Source organism: Rhodococcus sp. NPDC049939 (assembly GCF_040656415.1).
In the GTDB taxonomy this organism is placed as follows: Bacteria; Actinomycetota; Actinomycetes; order Mycobacteriales; family Mycobacteriaceae; genus Rhodococcus_F.
The window spans coordinates 447,574-474,264 of the sequence record NZ_JBFAMC010000003.1; the positions used below are offsets into that span (position 1 = coordinate 447,574).

Consider the following 26,691-nt stretch of genomic DNA (forward strand, 5'->3'; position numbering starts at 1 on the left):
GGCCCAGGTCGACGTTTGCTGCCGATATTCGGTTTCCGGGCGGTGTGCGGCGCGTCGATGTGGATACGGCACGATGGACCAGTGGTTCACGTCATCGACATAACGGATCCCGCCGACACCAGGCTGGACGACTTCCGCGATCTCAATTCGTCGGATCGGCGACCCGACCTGCCTTCGGGCAAGGGTCTGGTGATCGCGGAGGGAGTGCTGGTGGTGCAGCGCTTGCTGGCGTCCCGCTTCGATCCCATCTCTCTGCTCGGTGTCGATCGACGCCTCGAGGAACTTGCGGACGATCTCGATGGCGTTGATGTGCCCTTCTACCGGACGACGGCGGAGGTCATGGCCGAGGTGGTCGGATTTCATCTCAACCGGGGTGTACTCGCCGCGGCGCGGCGTCCTGAACCTCTGGAACTATCCGAGGTGCTCGCCGATTCCAAGACGGTCGTGGTGCTCGAAGGCGTCAACGATCACGAGAACTTGGGTTCGATGTTTCGCAACGCCGCCGGACTCGGTGTCGGCGCGGTGGTATTCGGCAAGGGGTGCGCCGATCCTCTTTACAGGCGAGCGGTGCGGGTTTCGATGGGGCATGTACTTCGAATTCCATTCGCCCACATGACGAAGTGGCCACACGACCTTCAGACTCTGCGGGAGCGTGGTTTCCAGCTCATCTCGTTGACACCGAATCCTTCAGCGGTGACGTTGGCAGAGGCCATGACAGGAGAGAGGGTGGCGCTGGTGTTGGGCGCGGAAGGACCGGGCCTCACCGAACATGCCATGCGGGCCACCGACATTCGTGCGCGCATTCCGATGGCACCGGGAACGGACTCTCTCAATGTTGCGACAGCAGCAGCAATGGCGTTCTACGAGCGTGTCCGAACAGGTGGGTAAGGATGCGGCACCCTGACTCCCTGTATCCGCAGTCGGAAGAAACTCCGTGGTTCACCGGACTCGTCGTCGCTGGATTCTCTGCAGTGTTCGTGTTCGTCGCGGTGGTTGTGTTCGGCTCCCAGCTTGCCCAGATCAACGTCGTACTGGCGGTCGTTCTCGAACTCGTGGTGGTGGCTGGTGTTGCGCCGTCGGCGTGGAGACTGCGCCAGGTTCCCGTCTGGCGCTGGCTCGTGTACGGCGCTGCGGCAGGGGTTCTCGGTGGGTGGACCGCGCTGATCACGGGCGCGGTATAGCGTGGGTGGGCCCGCTCACAAGCCGAAATACCGCCGGAGCAGCCCGATTCTGCGAGAGTTGTGCGGTGCCGACCTCTGGGACGTCAGGTGCTGCACATCGGTAGGCGGTTCGCTCTCGTGGCCATCGCCCGGATGGTGAATCGCGAATCCGAACACGGTGAGGCTGTGCGGATCCACCTCGGGATCCTCAGGTGCGTCGGTGTACCGAAATCCCAGCCACTCCCGGTTTGCGCCCTCTGAGAACTGCTGAGGATGGAAGGGCAGCGATTGCGGGTCGGGAAGCACCTCCGCCGGGTGCTGTAGCGGAAAGTCGCCCGCCCAGAAGGGTTTTTCCCACAGCAGAGGGATGCCGAGATCCTCGTGGATATGGACCGGCGTCGCGCTGAAGGACCTTGTCAGGATTCCCTCGTCCCACATCGCGAACGACCCCCACTCTTTTTCGGGTTTCGAAGCCACGTAGTAGGTTTTGGCGAATCCTGTAGGGCAGATGTGCGTCTCGGGCAGCGTGGACGGGCGCGGAACCGCCACGTCGATTCCACACACCACAGTGAGACCGGGGTAGCAACCGATGTAGACGGTTCCGGTCGCATCGAGAGCGGCTGCCTCCGACAGTGGAACCGAGCCCGCGGGGGTGGGTTCCGAAGAGGGGAACAGGCGCGTTGCGAATTGCCTGGCATCCTCGAGATCGGGCATTGGTCGAGTGCGTAGAACAGCTGCGGGATCGGGAACGTCGGTGTACCAGATCGTTGATACCTTCGGCCACACGGCCATCCCCCCTCTTTCGGTATCTGCCTGAAAGAGTACGACCTCGGCTAGCTCACCGTCCCGAGTGGATCAGCGTCCGCTGCTACGCACACCCAGTAGGACGTCGTCCCAGGACGGCAGCGCGGGTTTACCGCGCTTGTCCTTGTTGCTTGTCTGGTGCGGTGCGATCTTGGGGGCCGCGGCTTCCTCGGAGGACTCGGAGTCTTCCAGGTCCACCTCGGCTTCCTCGGCCTCGATGATTTCCTCCGGCTCGATCGACGGCACCACCACTTCGGTGGGGAACTCGGCGAGTTCGAGTTGGTCCGATTCGTCCGAAGCAACTGTTGCCAAACCCCGCAGGGGTCGACCGAAGTCGGGGTCGATCAAGTCGAACGCGGTGTCGTCGAGCGCGACGATGGTGCCGCCGTGTGCGTCCGGCTGGTAGCGCCAGTGAGCCGAGTTGGTCGTGCGCCCCGCCTGCCACTGCAACTGGGCGACCCAGTGGTTGTCCTCGTCACGCCAGGCGTCCCACGTGGCTTCGTCGATGTCGTGACCGCGAGCGCGGAACGCTCGAGTCACGATTTCGGAGAGAGTGGGAACGGCGGGACCGTTGTCGCGCATCGGGTGCCCTCCCTGGGCCATCTCCGCTGCACGTGAACGTTCGAGCAGAACCGGATAAGCGAAGCGTTCCACCTTCGACAGAGGAACACCGGCCTCTTCGGCTACCTGTTCGACGGAGGCGCCGGCACGGATGCGGGCCTGAATTTCGCGAGGTCTGAGCTGACTGTCCATTTGGATCTCAATCTGGCCGAGTCGAGCGATGTCCCCGCTGGATGCGGCGCGGAGTTTGTCATCGGCTGGAAGCCGGAATCTTTCGCCGGTACTTGCATCAGCGCACACGACGTGCGAACCATCTGGCTCGAGACCGATCACTCGAAGCTCTCGCACGTTGACCTCCTCATCGCGCCGGCTCGCGACTATGTGCCGACGCCAACTGTAATTCATTTGTGACAGCTTGTGCAGCAGGACACGCGCGACTATATCCCGCCCCGAGATCAGGTGGGAGCGAGGCTTCGACGTTCGACGTCCCCCTGTGCCCCCGCACCCGAAAGTGCGGGGGCTGACTACGGTGATCGCCCGGGCTCAGCCGAGCTGCGAGACCACCCAGTCGATGCTCTTGGTGAGTTGCGAGATGTCGTCGGGGTCGATGGCTGGGAACATGCCGACGCGTAACTGGTTGCGGCCGAGTTTGCGGTACGGCTCGGTGTCGACGACGCCGTTCGCTCGAAGGATCTTCGCGACCTGGGCCGCGTCGACCTTCTCGTCGAAGTCGATGGTGCCGACCACCTGGGAGCGGTGCGCCGGATCGGTGACGAACGGAGTGGCGAACTCGCTCGCCTCGGCCCACTGGTAGAGCCGGGAGGACGAATCTGCGGTACGCGAGGTGGCCCAGTCGAGACCGCCCTTGGTGTTCAGCCAGTCGATTTGGTCGGCCAGCAGCAGCAGAGTCGCGACCGCAGGCGTGTTGTACGTCTGATCCTTGGAGCTGTTGTCCACCGCGATGGGCAACGACAGGAAGTCCGGAGTCCAGCGACCCGAGTTCTTGATCTCCTCGACGCGCTCGAGCGCCTTCGGGCTCATCAATGCGATCCACAGCCCACCGTCGGCTGCGAAGCACTTCTGTGGAGCGAAGTAGTACACGTCGGCATCGGTGACGTTCACGGGAAGCCCGCCGGCGCCGGAAGTCGCATCGATGGCGACGAGTGCGTTCTCCGATCCTGCCGGACGCGAGACGGGAATCGCGACACCGGTGGAGGTTTCGTTGTGCGCCCACCCGATGAGGTCCACGGAGGGGTCCGATACAGGCTCGGGTGCGCTGCCCGGATCCGCGGAGACGACGATCGGGTCACCGATGAACGGGTTGTTCTTGGCGACCGAAGCGAACTTGGAGCTGAACTCACCATTGGTGAGATGCAGGGACTTCTCGCGGATCAGGCCGAAGGCCGCGGCATCCCAGAACGCAGTGGTGCCACCGTTTCCCAGCACCACCTCGTAGCCGTCGGGGAGGGAGAACAGGTCGGCGAGTCCGGACCGTACGCTGGCGACCACGTCCTTGACGGGCTTCTGGCGGTGACTGGTGCCGAACACCGAGGAGCCGACCTTCACCAGTGACTGAAGCTGTTCGGGACGAACCTTGGAGGGTCCGCAGCCGAATCGTCCGTCCACGGGCAGGAGATCTGGGGGGATGATCGGTGTGGGGGTCATGGCAACTCTCTGTTCTTCGAGATTCAAAGATGTGGTCAGCTCGTGTGGGTGATCTGGTCCCACCCCTCGACGGACTCAGGGGTGCGAGGTGCGGGGCCCGTGTAGATGGCGGCAGGGCGGACGAGTTTGCCCAGACGCTTCTGTTCGAGGATGTGGGCACACCAACCGGCGGTCCGGCCGCAGGTGAACATCGCGGGCATCATGTGCGCGGGTACCTCGGCGAAGTCGAGGATGACCGCGGCCCAGAATTCGACATTCGTCTCGATCGCCCGGTCGGGGCGACGCTCACGTAGTTCGGTCAGGGCGGCCTGCTCGAGTGCGGCCGCCGCCTCGAAGCGGGGCGCGTTCAGACGTTTGGCGGTGGCACGCAACACCCGGGCGCGGGGATCTTCGGCCCGGTACACGCGGTGCCCGAAGCCCATCAGCTTTTCCTTGCGGTCGAGGATTCCCTTGACCACGGCACGGGCATCACCGCATTTCTCGGTTTCCTCGATCATCGGCAGGACGCGAGCGGGGGCGCCGCCGTGCAGTGGGCCGGACATAGCCCCGATTGCACCGGACAATGACGCGGCGACGTCGGCGCCAGTGGAGGCGATGACGCGGGCGGTGAAGGTCGACGCGTTCATGCCGTGCTCTGCGGCCGAGACCCAGTACGCGTCGATGGCTTCGACGTGGGCGGGGTCGGGCTCGCCCTTCCAGCGGACCATGAACCGTTCGGTGACGGTCGCGGACTGATCGATCCGGGACTGCGGGACTGCGGGTTGGTAGATACCACGCGCCGACTGGGCAACGTAGGACAAAGCCATCACCGAGGCGCGGGCGAGGTTTTCACGGGCGGTGTCGTCGCTGATGTCGAGCAGCGGTTCGTAGCCCCAAATCGGCGCGAGCATCGCGAGAGCGGCCTGTACGTCCACACGCACGTCGCCGGTGTGCACCGGCAAGGGGAACGGTTCGGCGGGGGGCAGTCCGGCGCCGAAGCGTCCGTCGACCAGAAGCGCCCAGACATTGCCGAAGGTGACGCGCTTTGCGACGAGGTCCTCGATGTCGACGCCGCGGTAGCGAAGTGCGCCGCCGTCCTTGTCAGGCTCGGCGATATCGCTGGTGAACGCGATAACGCCTTCCAACCCGCTGGCGAAATCGTCGGGTATTGCCGCGCTGGTTGCCATGGCTCGTGGGCTCTCCTCATTCGAGTGCCCCCGTTCAGAGTGGCACTGTCTCGGCGTTCGACAATTGCCCGGGCGTACCTGCAGGGTCGGCAGGCACTCTCCTCCGGGCAATAGGTCTTCCCTCCCCGAGGCATCGCAAATCGCGTCTGCATTCCGGGGGCGGGCTCGGTCACCAAAAACTCTAGCCGGTGTCACCGGAGGGTTGATCAGTGCATTCCCGGGAGTAGCGTTCTTCGCTGTGCCTTCAGATGCTGAACCGTCGAAATCGGTGGACAAGGATCTCGCCGCGATGCGAGTCGGCTATGGGTATCAGGGCCTCGGCGCTCCACACGACGAGTCCGATCTGGACGTTGACGACCTGAGCGACGGCTGGCATCGGTTGATGCGCCAATGGATGGAGGCAGCCGTCGAGGCCGAGGTTCCCGAACCCAATGCGATGACGCTCGGCACCGTCGACGCGCAGGGGCATCCGTGTACCCGGACCGTCCTCTGCAAGGGTTTGAGCGCCGATGGCGTGCTGTTCTTTACGAATTACGCATCGGACAAAGGTCACCAATTGGCCGCCGTGCCCTATGCATCAGCGACGTTCGCATGGCTGCCGATTGCCCGACAGATCACCGTCCGTGGTCCCGTCGAGCGTGTCAGTGCGGAGATCACCGACGAGTACTGGCACAGCAGGCCCCGTGGATCCCGGTTGGGAGCCTGGGCGTCGGATCAATCGCAGCCGATCGGCTCCAGGGCCGAACTCGACGCGGCACTGCGCCATGCGGCCGAGCGGTTCGGAGTCGATGGCGACATCCCGGTGCGGCCGAATTGGGGTGGCATCCTGATCAAGCCCGAGGTCGTCGAGTTCTGGCAGGGTCGTGCCAACCGGATGCACAATCGCATCCGGACCTCGCGGGGCGATGATGACGGTTGGATCGTCGAGCGCCTGCAGCCGTGAACCGGATACTGGCTGACACGACTCCTCTCCAAAACCGTGATTACCGACGGTTGTGGCTGACCGGAATCGTCACCGTCATCGGTGGGCAACTCAGTATCGTCGCCGTGCCGCAGCAGGTGTACGAGATCACCCGCAGTTCGGGGTACGTGGGTCTGACGGGCGTGTTCGCACTGGCGCCATTGCTCGTGTTCGGGTTGTGGGGCGGCGCGCTGGCCGATGTCATGGACCGCCGCGCATTGCTGACGTTGACGACGGTCGGGCTCGGTCTCACCTCGGTGCTGTTCTGGATTCAGGCCGCGCTGGGTATGAACAATGTCTGGTTGGTCTTCGGATTGCTTGCGGTGCAACAAGCTTTCTTCGCCGTGAACCAGCCGACGCGCAGTGCCATCATCCCGCGACTCATCCCGGTGAAGCAATTGGCTGCAGCCAATTCGCTGAACATGACGGTGGTGCAGTTCGGTGCCATAGCCGGGCCGCTGCTCGCCGGGGCAATGATCCCGACCGTCGGGTTGCCGACGCTGTATCTCGTCGATTCCATCGCCCTGCTCGCCACGCTGTGGGCGGTGCTGCGCCTTCCGCCGATTCCGCCGACGGGCCAGTCGCGCCGAGCTGGGCTTCGCGAGGTGTTCGACGGCTTCGCCTACCTCGCGACGCAGAAGGTGCTGCTCGCTTCGTTCGTCGTCGACATCATCGCGATGGTGTTCGGTATGCCGCGAGCGTTGTTTCCACAGATCGCGAACGACACGTTCGGCGACCCGGCCACCGGTGGCTTCGCGCTCGGCCTACTGTTCGCAGCAATGTCCGCCGGTGCCGTGGTCGGTGGAGTGTTCTCCGGGTGGTTGCCCAGAGTCCATCGTCAGGGTCGTGCAGTGGTTGTGTGCATCGTCTTGTGGGGTCTGGCAATGGTCGGGTTCGGCTTGGTCGTGGGGGTCGCGGCCCCGGGAGACAGTCCGATCCTGTTGTGGGCGGCTCTGGCGTTTCTCGCGTTCGGAGGTGCTGTCGACATGATTTCTGCCGCGTTCCGGAGCGCGATGCTGCAAGCGGTCGCAACGGACGAGATGCGTGGACGACTGCAGGGCGTCTTCATCGTGGTGGTCGCGGGCGGGCCTCGGATGGGTGACGTCCTACATGGAGCCGCAGCGGCAGCGGTCGGTACCAGCGTGGCCGCAGCGGGTGGTGGTGTCCTCGTCGTGATCGGTGTGGTGATCGCCGCGGCCGCGTTTCCGGCATTGATGCGCTACAGGGTCAGCCGCTAGGTTCCTGTGCGCCATCACATATTTCATGCACACTGAATTGCATGGGTGAAGCGAAGTCGCCGAGGACCGACAGTCGTGCCGCCGCTGCCTTCGAGATCAGGGGAGGCGGCTATCGGGCGGATATAGCGGGGAGGGGGGCCGGGCTTCGCCAACTCGAGTGGGACGGCCCGCGGGGGCCGATAGCACTCACCGAGACGTGGGAGATCGGGACGCGCCCGCCGATGTCGGCCGGATTGATATTGGCTCCGTGGCCGAACCGGATCCGAAAAGGCCATTTCATCTTCGACGGTGTCGATCATCAACTCGAGATCACCGAACCAGCCTTCGGCAATGCGATCCACGGATTCGTCCGGTTCGTCGACTGGAATGTCGAGAACCGTGCCGACGACCGGATCGAGTTGTCGACCGAAGTCCGTCTCCACAAGGGGTGGCCATATCCGCTCAGGCTCACAGTCGATTACGCACTCGGTGAGGACGGACTGACGGTGACACATACCGCGACCAACACGGGGTCCAACCCTGCGCCCTTCGGGATGGGATTCCACTCGTTCGTCCGTGTGGGCGACTTTCCTCTCGACGAATGCACTCTGCGCCTGTCAGCAGGCACCCGCCTGCCTCTCGACGAACGCATGCTCCCGAACGCAGGCTCGCAAGCCGTCGCAGACACTTACTACGACTTCACTACTGCGCGCACGCTCCGCGCCGTGGCTCTGGATACGCCATTCAGCGCGCTCGACTTCGACGTGGATGGCAGGACGCGGCACGAATTGCGTGCCCCCGACGGCACAGCAACCCTGTTGTGGGCGGCCCATGAGTTCAGTTGGCTGCAAGCGTTCGTCGCGGACCCCGACGCTGGGAGGCCGTACCCCGGCCGGGGGCGGGCGCTGGCGCTCGAGCCCATGACGTGTCCGCCCGATGCGTTCAATTCGGGCATCGACCAACTCGTGCTCGCTCCGGGACAGCAGTGGACCGGACGCTGGGGTATGACGTTGGAACCTTCCTAGGAGCTCAACTGTCGAGCGGGTGTGTCCACCTGGTGAGACACTGCAATGCTGATTGCGACCCGGTCGATGAGGTGTCGCCGGCGTTCGTCCGTGATGCCCGCGGGCAGTGGGCAGCTCGACTCCGCGCCCGTCGCCTCGACGGAGATGAGGTGCGCGTTCTTTGCTTCGGACTGCTATCAGTGCAGGTTATGAGATCGAAATGGTCTCGATGACAGGAGAGCACGCCAATTTCGTACAGGCCTCGCGCGGGCCTTTCGGACACTCGCGGGACGCAGTGAGGACATTTCTTCACGGTGGTACCGCTGCGGGTGACGGGGTCTGTTCTACCGCTTTGTGCAGACCCTCCCTCGGCGCGCGGGCCTAGGTGGGACTAGTTTCTATCTGGATGCAGTTGTTACTCATTGGTTTGAGCTTGAGAGGGATGCTTCGTGCCTGACAATGACACACAGCCCACGCTTACCTATCCCGGCGGTGAGCACAAGATGTCCATTGCCAGGGCGACCGAGGGCAATGCCGGTATCGAATTGGGCAAGCTGCTAGCCAGCACCGGGTACACCACCTTGGATCCTGGCTTCGTCAATACCGCCTCCACCAGTTCGGCGATCACCTACATCGACGGCGAGCGCGGGATTCTCCGTTACCGCGGCTACCCGATCGAGCAGTTGGCCGAGAAGTCGACATTCATCGAGGTCAGCTACCTGCTGATCTATGGCGAGTTGCCGACTGCGAAAGAGCTCGAGACCTTCACCAACAGGATTCGGCGACACACCCTGCTGCACGAGGACCTCAAGAGGTTCTTCGATGGGTTCCCCCGGAACGCGCACCCGATGCCGGTCCTTTCCAGTGCGGTCAACGCGTTGTCGGCCTACTACCAGGATTCCCTGGACCCGTCCGACCCCGACCAGGTCGAGCTGTCGACGACCCGCCTGCTGGCGAAGCTGCCGACGATCGCGGCGTACGCATACAAGAAGTCTGTGGGCCAGCCGTTCCTGTACCCGGACAACTCGTTGAATCTGGTGGAGAACTTCCTGCGGATGACGTTCGGGTTCCCTGCCGAGCCGTACGAGATCGATCCCGAGATCGCCCGAGCCCTCGACATGCTGCTGATCCTGCACGCCGACCACGAGCAGAACTGTTCGACGTCGACGGTACGGTTGGTCGGCTCCTCGGATGCCAATCTGTTCACCTCCATCTCCGGCGGCATCAACGCGCTCTGGGGACCGCTGCACGGCGGCGCCAACCAGGCTGTTCTCGAGATGCTCGACGAGATCAAGGACAGTGGCGGAACAGCTGCCGACTTCGTCCGCAAGGTCAAGAACAAGGAAGACGGCGTGAAGCTCATGGGCTTCGGGCACCGCGTCTACCGCAACTACGACCCGCGTGCGGCGATCGTCAAGAACACCGCCCACACGATCCTCGACAAACTCGGTGGGGACGACGAGCTTCTCGACATCGCGATGGCACTCGAAGAGGCGGCGCTGACCGACGACTACTTCGTCGAGCGCAAGCTGTATCCGAACGTCGACTTCTACACGGGCGTGATCTACCGCGCGATGGGCTTCCCGACCCGCATGTTCACCGTTCTCTTTGCGATCGGCCGCCTGCCGGGCTGGATTGCACACTGGCGCGAGATGCATGAAGATCCAGCTACGAAGATCGGTCGCCCGCGCCAGATCTACACCGGCTACACCGAGCGTGAATACAAGGACGCTGCAAGTCGCTGATCGCGGACCTGTGCCGACCCAGATAGTCCTCACCAAGGAGCACACATGACCAAGCCCGAGATCGACTTCCAAGAGGGTCCTGCACCGACCGACCTGGCCATCAAAGACCTGGTGGTCGGTGAAGGTGCCGAGGCCGTTCCAGGGGGCACCGTCGAAGTACATTACGTCGGTGTCGATTTCGAATCCGGTGAGGAGTTCGACTCTTCCTGGAACCGTGGCGAGTCCATCCAGTTCCCACTACGCGGGCTGATCAAGGGTTGGCAGGACGGCATTCCCGGAATGAAGGTGGGCGGACGTCGTCAGCTCACGATCCCGCCGGAACTAGCCTACGGACCCGCCGGCGCCGGACATCAACTGTCCGGTAAGACTCTGGTTTTCGTGATCGACCTGCTCGATGTGAAGGGATAGTCTTCCCAGCAGGAAACCCCGTGTCACCTTTCTGGTGATGCGGGGTTTTCTGCGTTTCGCATCCTTTGTGCCGGGCCGGTGTGAAGCTCGACGACCAGTCGAGCTCCGCCGAGTGGGCTGACCTCGAAGTGTGCGTGGCCGTTGTGAAGGGCAGCCTGTTGAGCGACGAGTGCCAAGCCAAGCCCAGACCCTGTCGCCGTGGCGTTCGAGCCCCGGCGGAACCGTTCGAACACCACCGCCCGCTCGGCTTCGGGTATTCCGGAGCCGTTGTCGTCGATGATGACGGTTGTTCTCCCACTCGATTCGCGCACCGTGATCCGCACCGCGGTTGCACCGCCGTGCCGGACAGCGTTCTTGATGGCGTTGTCCAGAATGAGGCGCATTCCGCCGGGCATTCCGTGAACCACCACGGGCGAAGCATCGACGCTCACTTGTAGCCCGGGGTGGTGTCGCATGGCGTCGTCGGCCGCGAGATCGCTGATCTCGACCAGATCGCAGTTCACGAAGTCCTTGTCGGTGGACAGTTCGCCGCGGGCGAGGCGTTCGAGATCGGACAGCGTCGATTCCACCCGGTCTTGAGAGCGGGCCACATCCCGGAGGATCTCGTCTCGTTGTCGGGACGTCAGGTTGTGCGTTGTGAGGACCTCGAGGTCCGTGCGCATGGCGGTGAGCGGTGTACGAAGTTCGTGGGCGGAAACGGCTGCGAAGTCACGCGCAACGGACAGTGCCGCAGAAGTCGCCTCTTGGGCTCGGGCGACGTCTCGCAGCATCGATTCGGCGGCCGAGGCCAGTTCATCCGCTTCTCGGACACCGGAGGCAACGGGGGCCAGTTCGCGCTCACGGCGCACGATGCGGCCGGTCAGGTCGACCAGCGGGCGCACGGCACGTCCGCCGAACAACCAACCGAGACTGCTGGCCCCAACAACAGCCAGCACACCCGCGATTGCGACCTGGCGTTGCTGGTCGGTCGTCACATCTTGGGCCTCGGAGTAGGGGACGGCCAGCGAGATGCGAGTGCCGAGAAGAGGCACCGCCGCCGTGAACGCTCGGTACTTCGTGCCGTTGACTTCGACGGTTTGCCAGCCCGGGTCGAGCGCGGGTAATTGGGTGGGAGTGCTGACGAGCACGGTGTCGCCGCTGGCCGAGCGGATGGTAATGGCGAATGCGCCGTAGTCACCGAGCGCACCGAGGAACAGCCCAGCGGTGGCCGCGTTGGGAACCAGGACTTCCGACGCCGATTCCAGACGGCGGTCGAGCTGCGAAAGGTTGTTGCGGTTGATGGCCAGTGATACCAGGATGCCCAGTGCCACAACGATGATGGTTGCTCCCAGCGCGGTCGCGGCCGCCACACGGGTACGGAGTGAGAACGACCGCCTCACGACGGTTCCCTCAGCACGAAGCCGACGCCCCTGACGGTGTGGAGGATGCGCGGCTGGTTTCCAACTTCGAACTTGCGACGAAGGTAGCCGACGAAGACGTCCACCACGTTGGTGTCTGCGACGAAGTCATATCCCCATACCAGTTCGAGAAGTCGCTCACGGCTCAGGACAATTCCCGCGTTGCGGGCGAGGACTTCGAGTAGTTCGAACTCTCTCTTGGTCAAGGTGACTTCTTCACCTGCCATGAAAACCCTGCGTGCGGACAGCTGGATTTCGAGTGCACCGATGCGGATCGGTGGAGTCGCGGGCGACTCGGTGGGCGCCGCCGTTCCGTGCCGTCGGAGCATTGCGCGGATTCTCGCGATCAACTCGGCGAGCACGAACGGCTTGACCAGGTAGTCGTCGGCTCCTGATTCCAGACCGGAGATGCGGTCGTCGACGGTATCGCGTGCGCTGAGAACGCATATAGGGATGTCGTTGTTCATGGCGCGCAGCGCCGTCACGACGCCGGTACCGTCGATGATCGGCATGTTCATGTCGAGGACCATCGCGTTGGGTCGCTGTTCACTGATCACCCGGAGGGCGTCCGCCCCGTCTACCGCCGTGAGAACGGTGAATCCGGACAGGCGCAGTCCGCGTTCGAGGGATGTCCGCACATCCTCGTCGTCATCGACCACGAGGACGGTGGCTGAATCGGTGACTGTCACACCTGCATTGTGCCGTGGGAACGACCACTGGGTGCGGCGATGCAGATTGTAGGAGCGCGTCCGATCTGCAATATTCGGCTCAGACGTATACTCGTTCGAGATGTTTTCTTCGATGCTGGCCTTCGAACTGACCGAAACCAACCGCGACTGGCTAATTCAGCGGCCGGCTCAAATCGCTATCTACATCGTGATGGCGCTCGTACTGAGATTCATCCTGCACCGGCTGATCCGGCGCATGACGCGTCCGCGTGGCTCTTCGGAGAAATCTACCCTGTCGAGGTCGTTGCGACAGCGCACACCGCGAGGTGTCAAGGACGCCATGGTCAGCGCGCGTAGTGCGCAGCGTGCGACGACGATCGGTTCGGTTCTCGAGTCCACTGTCTCGATAGTGATTCTGGTCTGGGTCGTATTGCAGATCCTGGGAATCCTCGGCGTCAACGTCGCGCCCTTCATCGCCTCCGCAGGGGTGATCGGTGTCGCGCTCGGATTCGGTGCGCAGAACCTCGTCCGAGACTTCCTGTCCGGCATCTTCATGTTGCTAGAGGATCAATACGGAGTCGGCGATGTGGTCGATGTCGGTGAGGCGACCGGCACTGTGGAGTCGGTCGGCCTCCGGGTAACAACGATCCGCGACATCAACGGAACACTGTGGTATTGCCGCAACGGTGAGATCTTGCGTGTCGGCAACATGAGCCAGGGTTACGCGGTCGCGGTGGTCGATCTGCCGATCTCGCATTCGGCGAATGTGCACCGTGCGTGCGAGGTGGCACTGAGCGCCGTCCTCGCCGCCGCCGAGGACGCCGCCATTGCAGACGACATTCTCGAACCGCCTGAAATGTTGGGCGTGAATTCCGTGACCGCGGCTTCGGTGACGCTGCGCATCACGGCGCGGGTGAAGCCGGGCCGTCAATGGGCGGTTCAGCGCGCGTTGAACCGTGCGGCCCTCACCGCGTTCGAGAACGAGGGCATCGAGGCTCCGTTCTTGTCGGTGCTGTCCTCTACGCCTCCTAACCTCTGATATTGCCCGACCTCGGACGATGCACTGGGTAGCGTCAGAGGCGTGGACACGGCCCTCGTCTGGTTTCGGCGCGATCTCCGCCTCGGGGATCTGCCCACCCTCCGCGCCGTGGCCGAGGCCAGGGCCCGCGCGCTCGGATTGTTCGTCCTCGACGACAGGCTGCTGAGGTCCTCGGGTGAGGCACGTCGCGGCTGCCTGTTCCGCAGTCTTGCCGAACTGGACGAACAACTCGATGGCCGACTGCTCGTGGTGAAGGGTGATCCTGTCGATGTGGTGCCCGCGGTCGCGCGGGAAGTTGCGGCACTCGAGACATATGTCAGCGCCGATTACGGACCATATGGACGTAAGCGTGACGCGGAAGTGGCCGAGCGGACCCGCCTCGTTGCCAGCGGCTCACCCTATGCGGTTGCTCCTGGAACGGTCCTCAAGACGGACGGGCAACCGTATCGGGTGTTCACCCCGTACTTCAGGCATTGGCTCGAGCACGGCTGGGAGGCGCCGATCGGGACGGGGCCTGCGACCGTCGAATGGCTGAACCCGGATGAGGTTCGGGTTCGGCGGGCGACGATCCCTGCATCCGGATCCAGCGGGTGCGCCGCGGGTGAGGAGGCTGCGCTGAAACGGTGGGAGGAGTTCTGCGGGTACGGCCTCGGCGGCTTCTCGGAGACGAGGGACCGACCTGACCTCGATGCGACCAGCAGGATGTCGGTATTTCTCCGGTACGGCAACATCCATCCGCGGACGATGCTTCACGACCTCGCACGCTGCTCGAGTAGTGGGGCGCAGGCGTACCGTCGTCAGCTGGCTTGGAGGGACTTCTACGCCGATATCCTCTTCCATCGTCCGGACAGCGCCCGTGGCAACTACGACCGCCGTTTCGATCACATCCGTTACGACACAGGGCCGGACGCGGAGGAGGCGTACCGTGCCTGGTGCGAGGGCCGCACCGGATTCCCGATCGTCGATGCGGGAATGCGTCAGTTGAGAGCCGAAGGCTGGATGCACAATCGGGTGCGGATGATCGTCGCGTCGTTCTTCGTGAAGGATCTGCATCTTCCGTGGTGGCGCGGGGCGCGCTATTTCATGAACCAGTTGGCGGACGGGGATCTGGCCAGCAACCAGCACGGCTGGCAGTGGACTGCGGGATCGGGGACCGATGCGTCGCCGTACTTCCGGATCTTCAACCCGACGACTCAGGGGGAGAAGTTCGACCCGGACGGCGAGTATGTGCGGCGGTGGATACCCGAACTGCGCGGCGTCCGTGGGAAGGCCGTCCATACACTGCGGGACGGACGACCCGAGGACTATCCGTCACCGATCGTCGACCATGCCCACGAGCGGCGAGAGGCCTTGGCGCGCTATGCCGAGATCAAGAAATTCTGAAACAGTTCGACTGCGCGCATGTCGAAACGGACCCCACAGGCCAGTCGTCAGCTGCGGAGTTGCTTCTCCAAGATTTCCAGCACCGCAACGTCTTCGATGGTTGACGGCACGGTGAACTTCTCACCGTCGACGATCTGGCGCACCGTCTTGCGCAATATCTTGCCCGACCGCGTCTTCGGCAACGCCGGTACGACCGTCACGTCGCGGAACGCCGCGACCGGCCCGATCTGATCGCGCACCATCGCGACCAGTTCGCGGCGCAGTGTCTCGGGATCTATGTCCACGCCGGCCTTGAGAACCACGTAGCCGGCGGGCCGTTGTCCCTTGAGTTCGTCCCGGACGCCGACCACCGCGCACTCGGCCACGGCCGGGTGTCCGGCGACGACGGCCTCGAAGCTTCCCGTCGAGAGCCGGTGTCCCGCAACGTTGATGACGTCGTCACTCCGGCCGAGAACGAAGACGTACCCGTCCTCGTCGATGTACCCGGAATCTCCGGTGAGGTAGTAGCCGTCGAACTTCGTGAGGTATTCCCGCGAATATCGCTCCGGATCGCGCCACAGCCCCGCGAGCGCTCCGGGCGGCAGAGGGAGCGCGATCACGATGCTTCCCTCGGTGCCGGCGGGTAGCGGATTACCGTTGTCGTCCAGCACTTCGACTCGGTAGCCAGGGACCGGAACAGTAGGTGAGCCGGCCTTGATCGGCAGCGGTTGGAGGCCCCGGAGGTTCGCGCAGATCGCCCAGCCAGTCTCTGTCTGCCACCAATGATCGACCACGGGCCGGTCGAGGATCCTCGTCGCCCAGGCGTACGTGTCGGGGTCGAGGCGCTCACCGGCGACGAACAATGCCTTCAATGAGGAGATGTCGTGTTTCGCAATCTCTCGCGCATCCGGATCGGCCTTGCGAATAGCCCTTATCGCTGTCGGGGCGGTGAACAATGCGGACACGCCGTGATCGGAGATGACCCGCCAGAACGCGCCCGCGTCCGGCGTTCCGACTGGTTTGCCCTCGTAGAGCACCGAAGTGGCACCGGCCAGGAGTGGGCCATAGACGATGTAGGAGTGGCCGACCACCCAGCCCACGTCGGAGGCGGTCCACCACACGTCACCGGGGCCGATGCCGTAGATGTTCCTCATCGACCATGTCAGTGCGACGGCATGGCCGCCGTTGTCGCGTATCACGCCCTTCGGCTTCCCCGTGGTGCCGGATGTGTAGAGGATGTAGAGCGGGTCGGTTGCGGCTACCGGGACTGGCTGTGTAGGTGATGCGACCGCGATGAGGGCGTCCCAGTCGAGCCAGGCGGATGTTCGACCCTGGTAGTCGGCTGCCGAACCGGGGATCTGCTGCCGGTCCTTGACGATCACGGTTTGCGGAGGTGTGCTCGACAACTTCATTGCCTTCTCAACGATTGGCAAGTACTCGACGATGCGCCCCGGTTCGAGGCCACCTGAAGCCGTCACCAGCACGATCGGACCGGCGTCGTCGATGCGGGTCGCAAGTTCGTTCGCTGCGAACCCGCCGAACACGACCGAGTGCACCGCACCGATACGTGCACAGGCGAGCATGGCGATCACCGCCTCGGGGATCATCGGCATGTAGATGATGACCCGGTCACCAGTGGACACGCCTTGCTCGACGAGAACTCCGGCGAACCGAGACACCTCGTCCAGTAGCTGCGCGTAGGTGTATGTGCCGGAGGCGGCCCGTGCCATCGCGGAGTCGTAGATCAGCGCCGTGCGGTCGCCGTGCCCGTCCCGGACGTGCCGGTCGAGGGCATTGAAGCAGGTGTTCAGTGCCGCGTCGGGGAACCACCGGTACGTCAGAGCGGCCGAGTCGTCGAGGGCGCGAGTCGGTGGCTTCTCCCACTCCACGGCCTCGGCCGCGGCGAGCCAAAACTCCTCTGGGCACTCGGCGCTTTGGCGGTAGACCTCGGCATAGCTGCGACCAGAAGAGTGGGTCGTGGAGTTCATCGATGTTCGTCCTCTCGCCGCTGGGGGTGTGATGGGGGACACCCTATGTGATGGCGGAGGTGATTCGAGGTGATGAGCCGGAGCTTGTCGCCCTGGTGCCCCTTCCTACTGGAAAGAGCTATGGTGAAAGCCGGGTGGTTAGCAAAAGTAAAGAAATGGTATGTGAACGCCAGGGTTGGGGGTTGGGCTCGCCGCCCGCAAGTGATCATCTGCGCTGAGGAAGAGCGCTGGCGACGGCTGGAGGAACGTATGTGTGGAATCGTCGGGTGGGTTTCGTTCGACCGCGACCTTTGCATCGAGCAAGCCACCCTGGACGCGATGACCGAAACGATGAGTTGCCGTGGACCGGACGATCGCGGCACGTGGATCGTGGAACATGCGGCACTCGGGCACCGCAGACTCGCCGTCATCGACCTGCCGGGGGGCCGTCAGCCGATGAGTGTGGACACCCCGGACGGGCCGGTGGCGATGGTCTACTCCGGCGAGACGTACAACTTCGGTGAACTACGGGAGGAACTGTACGGGCGTGGGCACCGGTTCGTCACCGACTCCGACACCGAGGTCGTGCTGCACGGTTACCTCGAGTGGGGAGAGGCCGTCGCTGAACACCTCAACGGCATGTACGCCTTCGCGATCTGGGATTCCCGGGTCGACAAGCTGGTGATGATCCGCGACCGGATGGGTATCAAGCCGTTCTACTACTACGAGACTGCTGATGGCGTGCTGTTCGGTTCGGAGCCCAAGGGCATCCTCGCGAACCCGATGGTCGAGCCGACGGTCACTATGGACGGTATCCGCGAGATATTCGCCTTCATGAAGTCGCCAGGTCGTGTGGCGTGGGACGGTATGAACGAGGTACTGCCGGGCACCGTGGTCACCGTTTCTCGATCCGGGCTGCGCACCCACGTGTACTGGTCGCTGCAGACTCGGCCACATACCGACGACCAAGAGACGTCGGTCGCACGCGTGCGCGAACTGCTCGACGACATCGTGCGCCGGCAACTGGTCGCCGACGTGCCCCGTTGCACGTTGCTGTCCGGGGGCCTCGATTCCTCGTCGATGACGGCGATCGCGGCCGAGCAGCTCGCCGAGGTGGGGGAGACGGTGCGTTCGTTCGCCGTTGATTTCGTCGGTCAGACAGAGCATTTCATCCCCGATGAAATGCGGGGAACCCCGGACACTCCGTATGTCCACGACGTGGCGAATCGGTCCCGGACCTATCACCGGGACATCGTGCTCGACTCCGAGCTTGTGGCGGACCTCGCCGCGCGACGGCAGATGCTCATGGCGCGCGACATTCCAGAGGGGATAGGGGACATCGACACCTCGCTGTACCTGTTGTTCAAGGAGATTCGCAAGCATTCCACGGTGGCATTGTCCGGTGAGTCGGCCGATGAGGTCTTCGGCGGGTACAGCTGGTTCTTCGATCCGAAGGTGCGGGAGGCGAACACCTTTCCGTGGCTCGTGCGGTATGCCGAACTATTCGGCGACGACCATGACATCCTCACCCCGGAGATCGTGGTGAAGCTGAATATGGATGAGTACGTGCAGGATTCGTATGATTCCTCGGTGGCCTGCATCGACAGGCTGGAGGGTGAGTCCGACTTCGAGTGGCGGATGCGCAAGATCTGCTATCTCCATTTGACGCGATTCGTCCGGATCCTGCTCGATCGCAAGGACCGTGCGAGCATGGCCGTCGGCCTCGAGGTTCGGGTGCCGTTCTGCGATCACCGGTTGGTCGAGTACGTCTACAACGCTCCGTGGTCGCTGAAGACCTTCGACGGCAGGGAGAAGTCGCTGTTGCGGGCGGCGGCCAGGGATGTGCTGCCGCAATCGGTGATCGACCGGGTGAAGTCGCCGTATCCGTCCACCCAGGATCCAAAGTATGCCGTCGTATTGCACCAGCAGTGCAAGGAGTTGCTCGGCGACCCCTCGCACCCGGTATTCGACTTGATCAGCCCGGATTGGCTGTCTCAGGCAGTGGCGGTCGATACCCCGCAGATCAGTCAGATGTCGCGACGTGGGCTCGAACGCACACTCGACGTCGCGGCGTGGATGGAGATCTACAAGCCGACCCTCAAGCTGTCATGACCTGTTCCAGCTCGATATCCGGCGATCATCCTCTCCGTTGCGGTTGCATCGTGCCCGCTCTACGGCTCGAACGTCCCGAATGACCCGAGTGCCCCGGCGCTCCAGACGAACCCGTCTGTGCCGAATTCGCCTGAAAGGGATACCCTGAAAGATAGGTGGTTAGCCAAAGTAAAGAAATATAAATGCCGACCACGGTGCGGCCTGGGGTTCGCCACCTCGCACTTGACCATGCGCGCTGAGGAAGAGCGCTGGCGACGGCTGGAGGAACGTATGTGTGGAATCGTCGGGTGGGTTTCGTTCGACCGCGACCTTTGCATCGAGCAGGCCACCCTGGATGCGATGACCGAAACGATGAGTTGCCGTGGGCCGGACGATCGCGGCACGTGGATCGTGGAGCACGCGGCACTCGGGCACCGCAGACTCGCCGTCATCGACCTGCCGGGGGGCCGTCAGCCGATGAGTGTCGACACCGCGGACGGGCCCGTGGCGATGGTCTACTCCGGCGAGGCGTACAACTTCGGTGAACTGAAAGAGGAACTGCGCGGGCGTGGGCACCGGTTCGTCACGGACTCCGACACCGAGGTCGTGCTGCACGGTTACCTCGAGTGGGGAGAGGCGGTCGCGGAACGCCTCAACGGCATGTACGCCTTCGCGATCTGGGATTCCCGTGTCGACAAGCTGGTGATGATCCGCGACCGGATGGGTATCAAGCCGTTCTACTACTACGAGACTCCCGACGGTGTGCTGTTCGCTTCCGAGCCGAAGGGGATCCTTGCGAACCCGATGGTCCAGCCGACAGTCACTATGGACGGTATCCGTGAGTTGTTCGCATTCATGAAGTCACCCGGTCATGCGGTGTGGGACGGGATGAACGAGGTGCATCCAGGGACCGTGGTGACGGTTTCGAGGTCCGGGCTGCGCACCCACGTGTACTGGTCGCTGCAGACTCGGCCGCATACCGACGACCAAGAGACGTCGGTCGCACGCGTGCGCGAACTGCTCGACGACATCGTGCGCCGGCAACTGGTCGCCGACGTGCCCCGTTGCACGTTGCTGTCCGGGGGCCTCGATTCCTCGTCGATGACGGCGATCGCGGCCGAGCAACTCGCCGAGGTGGGGGAGACGGTGCGTTCGTTCGCCGTTGATTTCGTCGGGCAGACCGAGCATTTCATCCCCGATGAGCTGCGGGGAACCCCGGACACTCCGTATGTCCACGACGTGGCGAATCGGTCCCGGACCTATCACCGGGACATCGTGCTCGACTCCGAGCACCTGGCGGCCCCCGCCGCACGACGGCACATGGTCAGGGCCCGCGATATCCCAATGGGCCTCGGCGACATGGACACCTCGCTGTACCTGTTGTTCAAGGAGATTCGCAAGCATTCCACGGTGGCACTGTCTGGTGAGTCGGCCGATGAGGTCTTCGGCGGATACAAGGAATTCTTCGATCCGAAGGTACGAGAGGCGAACACCTTTCCGTGGCTTGTCCGGTATGCCGAACACTTCGGCGACGACCGTGAAATCTTCACCCCAGATGTCGCTTCGCAGCTGAACATGGATGACTACGTACAGGATTCGTATGCTTCCTCGGTGGCCTGCATCGACAGGCTGGACGGAGAGTCCGACTTCGAGTGGCGGATGCGCAAGATCTGCTACTTCTATCTGACGCGATTCGTCCGACTCCTGCTCGATCGCAAGGACCGTGCGAGCATGGCCGTCGGCCTCGAGGTTCGGGTGCCGTTCTGCGATCACCGGTTGGTCGAGTACGTCTACAACGCTCCGTGGTCGCTGAAGACCTTCGACGGCAGGGAGAAGTCGCTGTTGCGGGCGGCGGCCAGGGATGTGCTGCCGCAATCGGTGATCGACCGGGTGAAGTCGCCGTATCCGTCCACCCAGGATCCGGAATATGCCGTCGTATTGCATCAGCAATGCAAAGAGTTGCTCGGTGATCGTTCGCACCCGGTGTTCGACTTGATCAGCCCGGATTGGCTGTCTCAGGCAGTGTCGGTCGAAACCCCGCAGATCTTTTCGAGTTCGCGGCGCGGGCTCGAGCGAACACTCGATCTCGCCGCGTGGATCGATATCTACAAACCGACCATCAAGCTGTCTTGATTCCTCTCAGGCCAACACGGCAATCATCGAGTTCCGTCGAGATTGCAACGTCCCCGGCGACATTGTCGCCGGGGACGCTGTTGCCTTCGCGAATCGAGCTTGTCCTACGACTCGAATATTTCGGGTAACCCGATAGCTCCGGACGAGCCGGTGGAGTGGTCGAGGGGAGCAACCCACTTCCACTCAGCGCACTGAGTTCCGTCCGCGCTCGTCTCGAATTGGACGTCTGTGGATTCGATGATCACTGCCGACGCCACGGGGTCGCCGCTGCTCGAGTAAGTGTTGCTGTCGGCATGTCCGCCGTCGGCGGTATCGCGCTTCCACGCGCACGCCGAGCCTTCTACGCCGCGGTTGTAGTAGATGCCGGGTTTGACCTCGCCTGGGCCATTGCCCACTTCGAAGGTGCCATCGGCGGGGATAGTCGGCTTGCCCAGGCTACCCAACGATCCCAATAGCGCCGTGGAGCCGGTTGACCCGGTGGAGTGCGGGAGGGGAGCCACCCACGTCCACTCGGCGCAGGAGTCACCCTCCGCGTGGCCTGTTACGAATCTGGTATCGGTGGGTTCGATGATCACAGCCGACGGCACGCTGTTGTCGGGAGGATCTTGCGGGTCGGCGCTGCCCCAGGCGACGGTGATCTCGCCGCTACCGCGAGCCCAATCACACATCTCGTTTTCGACGCCGGGGTTCTGGTAGATGCCGGGTTTGACCTCGTTCGGCCCATCGCCGACCGGGAAGGTGCCATTGCCGGGTATGGTCGGCTCGTCCGGGCTCCCGGATCCGAAAGAGCCGGGGGCGCTATTGGCGGTGGCGACACCCCCGGCCAGGAGTGCCACTGCGGCCACCGCGGTGATCCCGATTCGTGTTACGCGCATTCACGTTCTCCTCGTCGTCACGGCCCCAACTGGGACACACCGAGGAAGACGCTACAGCCAAATCTGGTCAGCCGTAGGCGGATACGGGGTGTCAGGGGATGCGGTCGACGCCGAGTCGGACAGTGGAAACCAGGGGTTCGAGGAATGGAAAATCGTTTCTGGCATGGCTTTCTTCACCAGCGGCACCGCGCAGGGTCGGTGTCGGCGCCACGAGTTCTAACGGCTGAATCCTAGGCTGCGGTAGCGGGCGTGTCGCGCTGCGGATCGCTCACTTTCGGAGACCTCGTTCAGGGAACCAATTTCCCGAGAGATGGCCAGACCGACCCGTTTGGAGAAGTCGACGGGTTCGTCTGCGGCGTCGGGGTGTTCGGGAATGATTGCGTCGATGACACCGTCGCGTAGCAGGTCGAGTGAACGAATGCCCTGACAGGTAGCCATCTCGTGTGCGTGGGCTGTGTCACGGTGGACCAAGGCGCTGGCGCCCTCCGGAGGGAGCGGGGCCAACCATCCATTCTGAGCAGCGAGGACCCGGTCTGCAGGGAGGAAGGCGAGTGCTCCGCCGCCGGTGCCCTGACCGAGCAGGACGGACACTGTCGGAGTCTTCAACGTCACCAGATCGGAGATGCAGCGGGCGATCTCGGGGGCCAGTCCGCGCTCCTCCGCTTCCCTGGACAACGCGGCCCCTAGAGTGTCGATCACCAAAACCAGTGGGAGTTGTAGCTCCTCGGCCAATCGCATGCCCCGGCGTGCCTCACGCAGAGCGGCGGGCCCCATCGTGTTCTGCGCGGATTGTCCGGCACGGTCCTGACCCAGCAGCACGCACGGCGCGCCACGGAACCGGGCCAGCGAGAGCAACACCGTTCCCTCGGTCTCACCTTGCCCGGTGCCGCTGAGCGGCACCTGCTCGGTGGCCGCGTGCCGCAACAGGTGGCGGATTCCAGGACGGCCGGCGCGCCTCGACAGCTTCACGGATTGCCAGGCGGGGACATCCGGGATATCGGCCACGGGTAGCGCCGCGGAGGCGGTCGGGGCAGCCGGGGGATCGATCAGCACGCGTAGTGTCCTGTGCACGAGCGGCCGGAGACGTGGCGCGGGCACCACACCGTCGATGACACCGTTGCGATACAGGTTCTCCGACGTCTGCACGCCCTCGGGGAACTTCTCGCCGTACAGAGACTCGTACACGCGAGGGCCCAGGAACCCGATCAGGGCACCGGGTTCGGCCACGGTGATGTGCCCGAGCGAACCCCACGATGCGAATACGCCTCCGGTCGTGGGGTTGCGCAGGTATACGAGATAGGGCAGATGGGCGGCCTTGTGCGCCGCCACTGCTGCCGCGATCTTCACCATCTGCACGAAGGCGATCGTGCCCTCCTGCATGCGGGTTCCACCCGACGTGGGTGATGCGAGCAAGGGGAGCGCTTCGCGGGTGGCGCGTTCGACGGCGGCGACGATGCGTTCGGCCGCGGCTACACCGATCGATCCGGCCAGAAACGCAAACTCGCACGCGATCACAGCGACCGGACGGCCTCGAACCTCGCCGGCCCCGGTGATCACCGATTCGTCGACACCGGACTTCTCGGCCGCCTTCGTCAATGCGGCCCGGTACTTCTCGTCCGGTTCCGAATCGAGGGGCGTCTGGTCCCAGGAGACGAAGCTGCCTGTGTCCAGTACCAAGTCGAGCAGATCACGCGCGGGGATTTCGGCGGCCATGTCTTTCGAGCGTAGTGGCGAGAAGACGGGTCAGTCCTCGACAAGTCTGTCAGATCTGTCCCCTAGGGTTGATCCGGAACTGCTCGATCGGACGCCGGGCCCGACGGGGGCACGGCTCGGAAGAAACGGGTACTCGATGGTTGCTTCGGAAATTCGATTGAACAGGGTGATCGCTGCCCCAGTAGGCTCGGTTTGGAAGGTGCTCACGGATCTGGACAATGCGGAGTCGGTACTGAGCGGCGTGCAGAAAATCGAACGGCTCGACATGACGGGCTACGAGACAGGCACCCGGTGGCGCGAGACTCGGGTGATGTTCGGCAAGTCGGCAACCGAGGAAATGTGGGTTACGGAGGTCGAACCGGAAAAGCGCACCGTGGTCGAGGCGTCGTCCGCCGGTGCGGACTATTCGACGGTCTTCACCCTCGCGCCGACTGGTGACGGTACGACGTTGACAATTCAGTTTTCGGGCAAGGCCGTGGATCCCGGTATCTTCTCGAAGATCATGATGAAGGTGCTCGGACCACTCGCGATGAGGGCCACCGCGAAAGCGATGCAGCGCGATCTCGACGACATTGCCACTGCGGCGGAAGAACTGGCCGGTTGACCTCCGACGCCGATCATGTTGGCGGCTTCGACAACATGATCGGCGTCGCGGGGATCTCTAACGTCCGAGTGCGTCTCTCCACGACACGACCTTGCCGATTCTAAGGATCGAGCGTTGGTAGATCTTGGCGGCCAGAACGCTGAGTCCGGCCGTGACGACCAGCATGAGTGCAACGGTGACGACCACTTGCATCGGTGATGCCACCCCCGCTGCGATGCGGAGCGGCATCAGAATCGCCGAGAACGGTGGAATCCAGCTGAGCACATTACTCAGGGTGCCGTCCGGGTTGTTCACAGACGAGAAGGCGCTGAAGAACATGAGGATGATCAGGACCATCAACGGCGACGCGGTCGAATTGACATCCTCCTGTCGCGACACCATCGAACCTGCGGCAGCATAGAGGACAGCGAAGAAAGCGAAACCGAGAACGAACCAGGCGAGAGTTCCGGCCAGCACACCGAACGCAGTCCCCTTCAGGGTGAGGACTCCCGTCGCCAACCCTGCCCCTACCCCGACCACGCCGTACGCGGTCAGTTGGACGAGGCCGACGACACCGATGCCGATCACCTTGCCCCACAACAACTGCAGCGGACGCAGCGTCGAAAGCAGCAACTCGACGACGCGGCTGGACTTCTCCTCGACCACACCCATCGCTACGTACATGCCGAACATCATGATCTGCATGTACAGCAGTACCACGACCGCCACCGACAGGACCACCCGTTGACCTCGCTCCGGGTCGGGCGGGTCGAGTACATCGACGGTCACGACTGCCGCACCTGTCGCCTCGGCCAGTCGCGCCGGGTCGACACCTTGAGCGGCCAGCGCTCCGGCCTGCGCCTGCTGCATCACGGCCGTGTCGATGACGGTGCGTAGTCCGGGGCTGATGTCGGATTCGGTTACAGCCGTGAAGGATCCGTCAGTGCCAGGGATCAGAGCAACATCCAGATCACCGCTGCGGACCTGGTCGCGTGCGATCCGTTCGTCCGGGGCCGAAGAAACGTCGACAGGTGTGCCTACCGCATCGCCGGTGGCGACCAACGCGGGCGCGAGGGATTGGTCGCCAACCAGTCCGATGGTGGCGCGATTATCGCCGCCGCCCGAGTAGGCCAAGATGCCACCGACGATAGCGAGCAATATGATCGCGTTGCTGATCACGAAGCTCTTCTTCGACACCTGGGTAATGAATTCGCGCCGGGCCACGAGCCCGATCGCGCGTACGGGGTGCAGTGGGGCACTCATGCCGCGACCACCTCTCGGAACAGATCGGTCAGGGTTGGCCTGTGCAACGAGAACTCGTGGACCGGTCCGGTCTTCAGGGCGGCGTGGAGGATGAGTTGGTCATCGACCTCGGGTGCGATCGACAGTACCGTTCTGCCGTCGAGGTGGCTGATTGTGCGCACGCCCTCGATGTGGTGTGCCCAGCCGACGGGTGCCTCCGGTGCGTGTACCTCGAGTTGGGCATGTCCGCCTGCACGCAATTCGTCGACCGTGCCCATCGCTCGCATTCGGCCGTGGCTGATGATCCCGACGCGGTGACACAGGCGTTGGACCAGTTCGAGTTGGTGGCTCGAGAAGATCACCGGCACTTCGGTGTTCGCCTTCTCCACGAGAACTTCACTCATCACGTCGACCGCTACGGGATCGAGTCCGGAAAACGGTTCGTCGAGAACCAGGACTGCAGGGTCGTGGACGAGCGCGGCAGCCAGTTGGACACGTTGCTGGTTGCCCAGCGACAACGAGTCGACCGTATCCGCGACCCGATCGGCGAGACCGAGACGGCTCGTCCACCGGGCGACGGATTCGCGCGCTGCAGAGCGGGACATCCCGTGTAGCTCAGCAAGATACGCTAGTTGCTTGCCTACCTTCATCTTCGGGTAGAGCCCACGTTCCTCGGGCATGTAGCCGATGGTTCGCCGCACGTCCAGGTCCACGCGCTTGTCGCCGAGGCGGACCTCTCCGGAATCTGCGGAGAGCACTCCGAGGGCGATTCGCATGGTGGTCGTCTTGCCGGCGCCGTTGCTACCGACGAATCCGAAGATTTCGCCGGGTCGCACTTCGAAGGAGAGGTCGTCGAGCGCGACAGTTTCGCCGTAACGCTTGGATATGCCGTCGATCGCGAGTGTATGAGGCAATTGAGTCCTTCCTGTT

23 protein-coding genes are annotated in these 26,691 nt (G+C 63.5%); 12 read left to right on the forward strand and 11 right to left on the reverse strand.

Going from position 1 to position 26,691, the window contains the following annotated elements; genetic code table 11:
- Nucleotides 1-81 precede the first annotated feature (81 nt).
- Both AB0I57_RS14300 and AB0I57_RS14305 read left to right on the forward strand, forming a co-directional pair.
- Nucleotides 82-888: an RNA methyltransferase gene (locus tag AB0I57_RS14300; RefSeq protein WP_358336062.1), complete on the forward strand. Its 807-nt coding sequence runs from the start codon at nt 82-84 to the stop codon at nt 886-888.
- A gap of 2 nt (nt 889-890) precedes the next feature.
- Nucleotides 891-1,181 carry a DUF2537 domain-containing protein gene (locus AB0I57_RS14305; RefSeq protein ID WP_358336065.1) on the forward strand — a complete coding sequence of 97 codons (291 nt, stop codon included), beginning with the start codon at nt 891-893 and terminating at the stop codon, nt 1,179-1,181.
- A 15-nt stretch (nt 1,182-1,196) separates the two neighbouring features.
- On the opposite strand, the gene AB0I57_RS14310 is transcribed toward AB0I57_RS14305, so the two are convergent.
- The 4 genes from AB0I57_RS14310 to AB0I57_RS14325 all read right to left on the reverse strand — a co-directional run bounded on the left by AB0I57_RS14310 (nt 1,197) and on the right by AB0I57_RS14325 (nt 5,356).
- Entirely contained in the window at nt 1,197-1,874 is a 678-nt protein-coding gene (locus AB0I57_RS14310; protein ID WP_358336068.1) for a hypothetical protein, read from the reverse strand.
- A 141-nt stretch (nt 1,875-2,015) separates the two neighbouring features.
- The gene (gene sepH, locus AB0I57_RS14315; RefSeq protein ID WP_358336071.1) at nt 2,016-2,873 is read right to left on the reverse strand and encodes a septation protein SepH; all 858 of its coding nucleotides are present in this window, start codon (nt 2,871-2,873) and stop codon (nt 2,016-2,018) included.
- A gap of 195 nt (nt 2,874-3,068) precedes the next feature.
- On the reverse strand, nt 3,069-4,190 hold the full coding sequence (gene serC / locus AB0I57_RS14320) for a phosphoserine transaminase (protein ID WP_358336073.1): 1,122 nt from the start codon (nt 4,188-4,190) through the stop codon (nt 3,069-3,071).
- A gap of 35 nt (nt 4,191-4,225) precedes the next feature.
- Nucleotides 4,226-5,356: a citrate synthase 2 gene (locus AB0I57_RS14325; protein ID WP_358336076.1), complete on the reverse strand. Its 1,131-nt coding sequence runs from the start codon at nt 5,354-5,356 to the stop codon at nt 4,226-4,228.
- 289 nt (nt 5,357-5,645) lie between these two features.
- On the opposite strand from AB0I57_RS14325, the gene pdxH reads away from it, so the two are divergent.
- The 5 genes from pdxH (at nt 5,646) to AB0I57_RS14350 (ending at nt 10,691) form a co-directional block, all read left to right on the forward strand.
- Nucleotides 5,646-6,299 (forward strand): pyridoxamine 5'-phosphate oxidase, encoded by a 654-nt coding sequence (gene pdxH, locus AB0I57_RS14330; protein ID WP_358336450.1) that lies wholly within the window; start codon nt 5,646-5,648, stop codon nt 6,297-6,299.
- Nucleotides 6,296-7,555, forward strand: coding sequence for an MFS transporter (locus AB0I57_RS14335; RefSeq protein WP_358336079.1), 1,260 nt, complete (start codon nt 6,296-6,298; stop codon nt 7,553-7,555). The genes pdxH and AB0I57_RS14335 overlap by 4 nt, the downstream gene beginning before the upstream one ends.
- 41 nt (nt 7,556-7,596) lie before the next feature.
- Nucleotides 7,597-8,559 carry an aldose 1-epimerase family protein gene (locus AB0I57_RS14340; protein WP_358336082.1) on the forward strand — a complete coding sequence of 321 codons (963 nt, stop codon included), beginning with the start codon at nt 7,597-7,599 and terminating at the stop codon, nt 8,557-8,559.
- A gap of 428 nt (nt 8,560-8,987) precedes the next feature.
- Nucleotides 8,988-10,283, forward strand: coding sequence for a citrate synthase (locus AB0I57_RS14345; protein ID WP_358336086.1), 1,296 nt, complete (start codon nt 8,988-8,990; stop codon nt 10,281-10,283).
- Nucleotides 10,284-10,328: 45 nt separating this feature from the next.
- Nucleotides 10,329-10,691, forward strand: coding sequence for an FKBP-type peptidyl-prolyl cis-trans isomerase (locus AB0I57_RS14350; protein ID WP_358336089.1), 363 nt, complete (start codon nt 10,329-10,331; stop codon nt 10,689-10,691).
- A 23-nt stretch (nt 10,692-10,714) separates the two neighbouring features.
- On the opposite strand, the gene AB0I57_RS14355 is transcribed toward AB0I57_RS14350, so the two are convergent.
- Both AB0I57_RS14355 and AB0I57_RS14360 read right to left on the reverse strand, forming a co-directional pair.
- The gene (locus tag AB0I57_RS14355) at nt 10,715-12,070 is read right to left on the reverse strand and encodes a HAMP domain-containing sensor histidine kinase (protein WP_358336092.1); all 1,356 of its coding nucleotides are present in this window, start codon (nt 12,068-12,070) and stop codon (nt 10,715-10,717) included.
- Nucleotides 12,067-12,777 carry a response regulator transcription factor gene (locus tag AB0I57_RS14360; RefSeq protein WP_358336095.1) on the reverse strand — a complete coding sequence of 237 codons (711 nt, stop codon included), beginning with the start codon at nt 12,775-12,777 and terminating at the stop codon, nt 12,067-12,069. Before AB0I57_RS14360 ends, AB0I57_RS14355 begins: the two co-directional genes overlap by 4 nt.
- A gap of 100 nt (nt 12,778-12,877) precedes the next feature.
- On the opposite strand from AB0I57_RS14360, the gene AB0I57_RS14365 reads away from it, so the two are divergent.
- Together AB0I57_RS14365 and AB0I57_RS14370 are read left to right on the forward strand one after the other, a co-directional pair.
- On the forward strand, nt 12,878-13,795 hold the full coding sequence (locus tag AB0I57_RS14365; RefSeq protein WP_358336098.1) for a mechanosensitive ion channel family protein: 918 nt from the start codon (nt 12,878-12,880) through the stop codon (nt 13,793-13,795).
- Nucleotides 13,796-13,837: 42 nt separating this feature from the next.
- Complete coding sequence (locus tag AB0I57_RS14370; RefSeq protein WP_358336100.1) at nt 13,838-15,178, forward strand: deoxyribodipyrimidine photo-lyase; 1,341 nt, start codon at nt 13,838-13,840, stop codon at nt 15,176-15,178.
- A 47-nt stretch (nt 15,179-15,225) separates the two neighbouring features.
- Here the strand turns inward: AB0I57_RS14370 and AB0I57_RS14375 are convergent, their stop codons facing one another.
- Nucleotides 15,226-17,145, reverse strand: coding sequence for a propionyl-CoA synthetase (locus AB0I57_RS14375; RefSeq protein WP_358336103.1), 1,920 nt, complete (start codon nt 17,143-17,145; stop codon nt 15,226-15,228).
- Nucleotides 17,146-17,394: 249 nt separating this feature from the next.
- Here AB0I57_RS14375 and asnB (AB0I57_RS14380) point away from each other — a divergent pair, with 249 nt between their 5' ends.
- Nucleotides 17,395-19,236: an asparagine synthase (glutamine-hydrolyzing) gene (gene asnB, locus AB0I57_RS14380; RefSeq protein WP_358336452.1), complete on the forward strand. Its 1,842-nt coding sequence runs from the start codon at nt 17,395-17,397 to the stop codon at nt 19,234-19,236.
- A 270-nt stretch (nt 19,237-19,506) separates the two neighbouring features.
- Entirely contained in the window at nt 19,507-21,348 is a 1,842-nt protein-coding gene (gene asnB / locus AB0I57_RS14385; protein ID WP_358336455.1) for an asparagine synthase (glutamine-hydrolyzing), read from the forward strand.
- Between the two features lie 104 nt (nt 21,349-21,452).
- Here asnB (AB0I57_RS14385) and AB0I57_RS14390 read toward each other — a convergent pair whose 3' ends face one another.
- Together AB0I57_RS14390 and AB0I57_RS14395 are read right to left on the reverse strand one after the other, a co-directional pair.
- A complete protein-coding gene (locus AB0I57_RS14390; RefSeq protein WP_358336106.1) occupies nt 21,453-22,223 on the reverse strand; it encodes a hypothetical protein in 771 nt (256 codons plus the stop codon).
- A gap of 216 nt (nt 22,224-22,439) precedes the next feature.
- Nucleotides 22,440-23,936, reverse strand: coding sequence for a carboxyl transferase domain-containing protein (locus tag AB0I57_RS14395; protein WP_358336109.1), 1,497 nt, complete (start codon nt 23,934-23,936; stop codon nt 22,440-22,442).
- A 136-nt stretch (nt 23,937-24,072) separates the two neighbouring features.
- On the opposite strand from AB0I57_RS14395, the gene AB0I57_RS14400 reads away from it, so the two are divergent.
- Nucleotides 24,073-24,540 carry an SRPBCC family protein gene (locus AB0I57_RS14400; RefSeq protein WP_358336112.1) on the forward strand — a complete coding sequence of 156 codons (468 nt, stop codon included), beginning with the start codon at nt 24,073-24,075 and terminating at the stop codon, nt 24,538-24,540.
- A gap of 57 nt (nt 24,541-24,597) precedes the next feature.
- On the opposite strand, the gene AB0I57_RS14405 is transcribed toward AB0I57_RS14400, so the two are convergent.
- The gene (locus AB0I57_RS14405; RefSeq protein WP_358336115.1) at nt 24,598-25,782 is read right to left on the reverse strand and encodes an ABC transporter permease; all 1,185 of its coding nucleotides are present in this window, start codon (nt 25,780-25,782) and stop codon (nt 24,598-24,600) included.
- Nucleotides 25,779-26,675, reverse strand: a complete 897-nt coding sequence (locus AB0I57_RS14410) for an ATP-binding cassette domain-containing protein (RefSeq protein ID WP_358336119.1) — start codon at nt 26,673-26,675, stop codon at nt 25,779-25,781. The genes AB0I57_RS14405 and AB0I57_RS14410 overlap by 4 nt, the downstream gene beginning before the upstream one ends.
- Between the last annotated feature and the right edge of the window lie 16 nt (nt 26,676-26,691).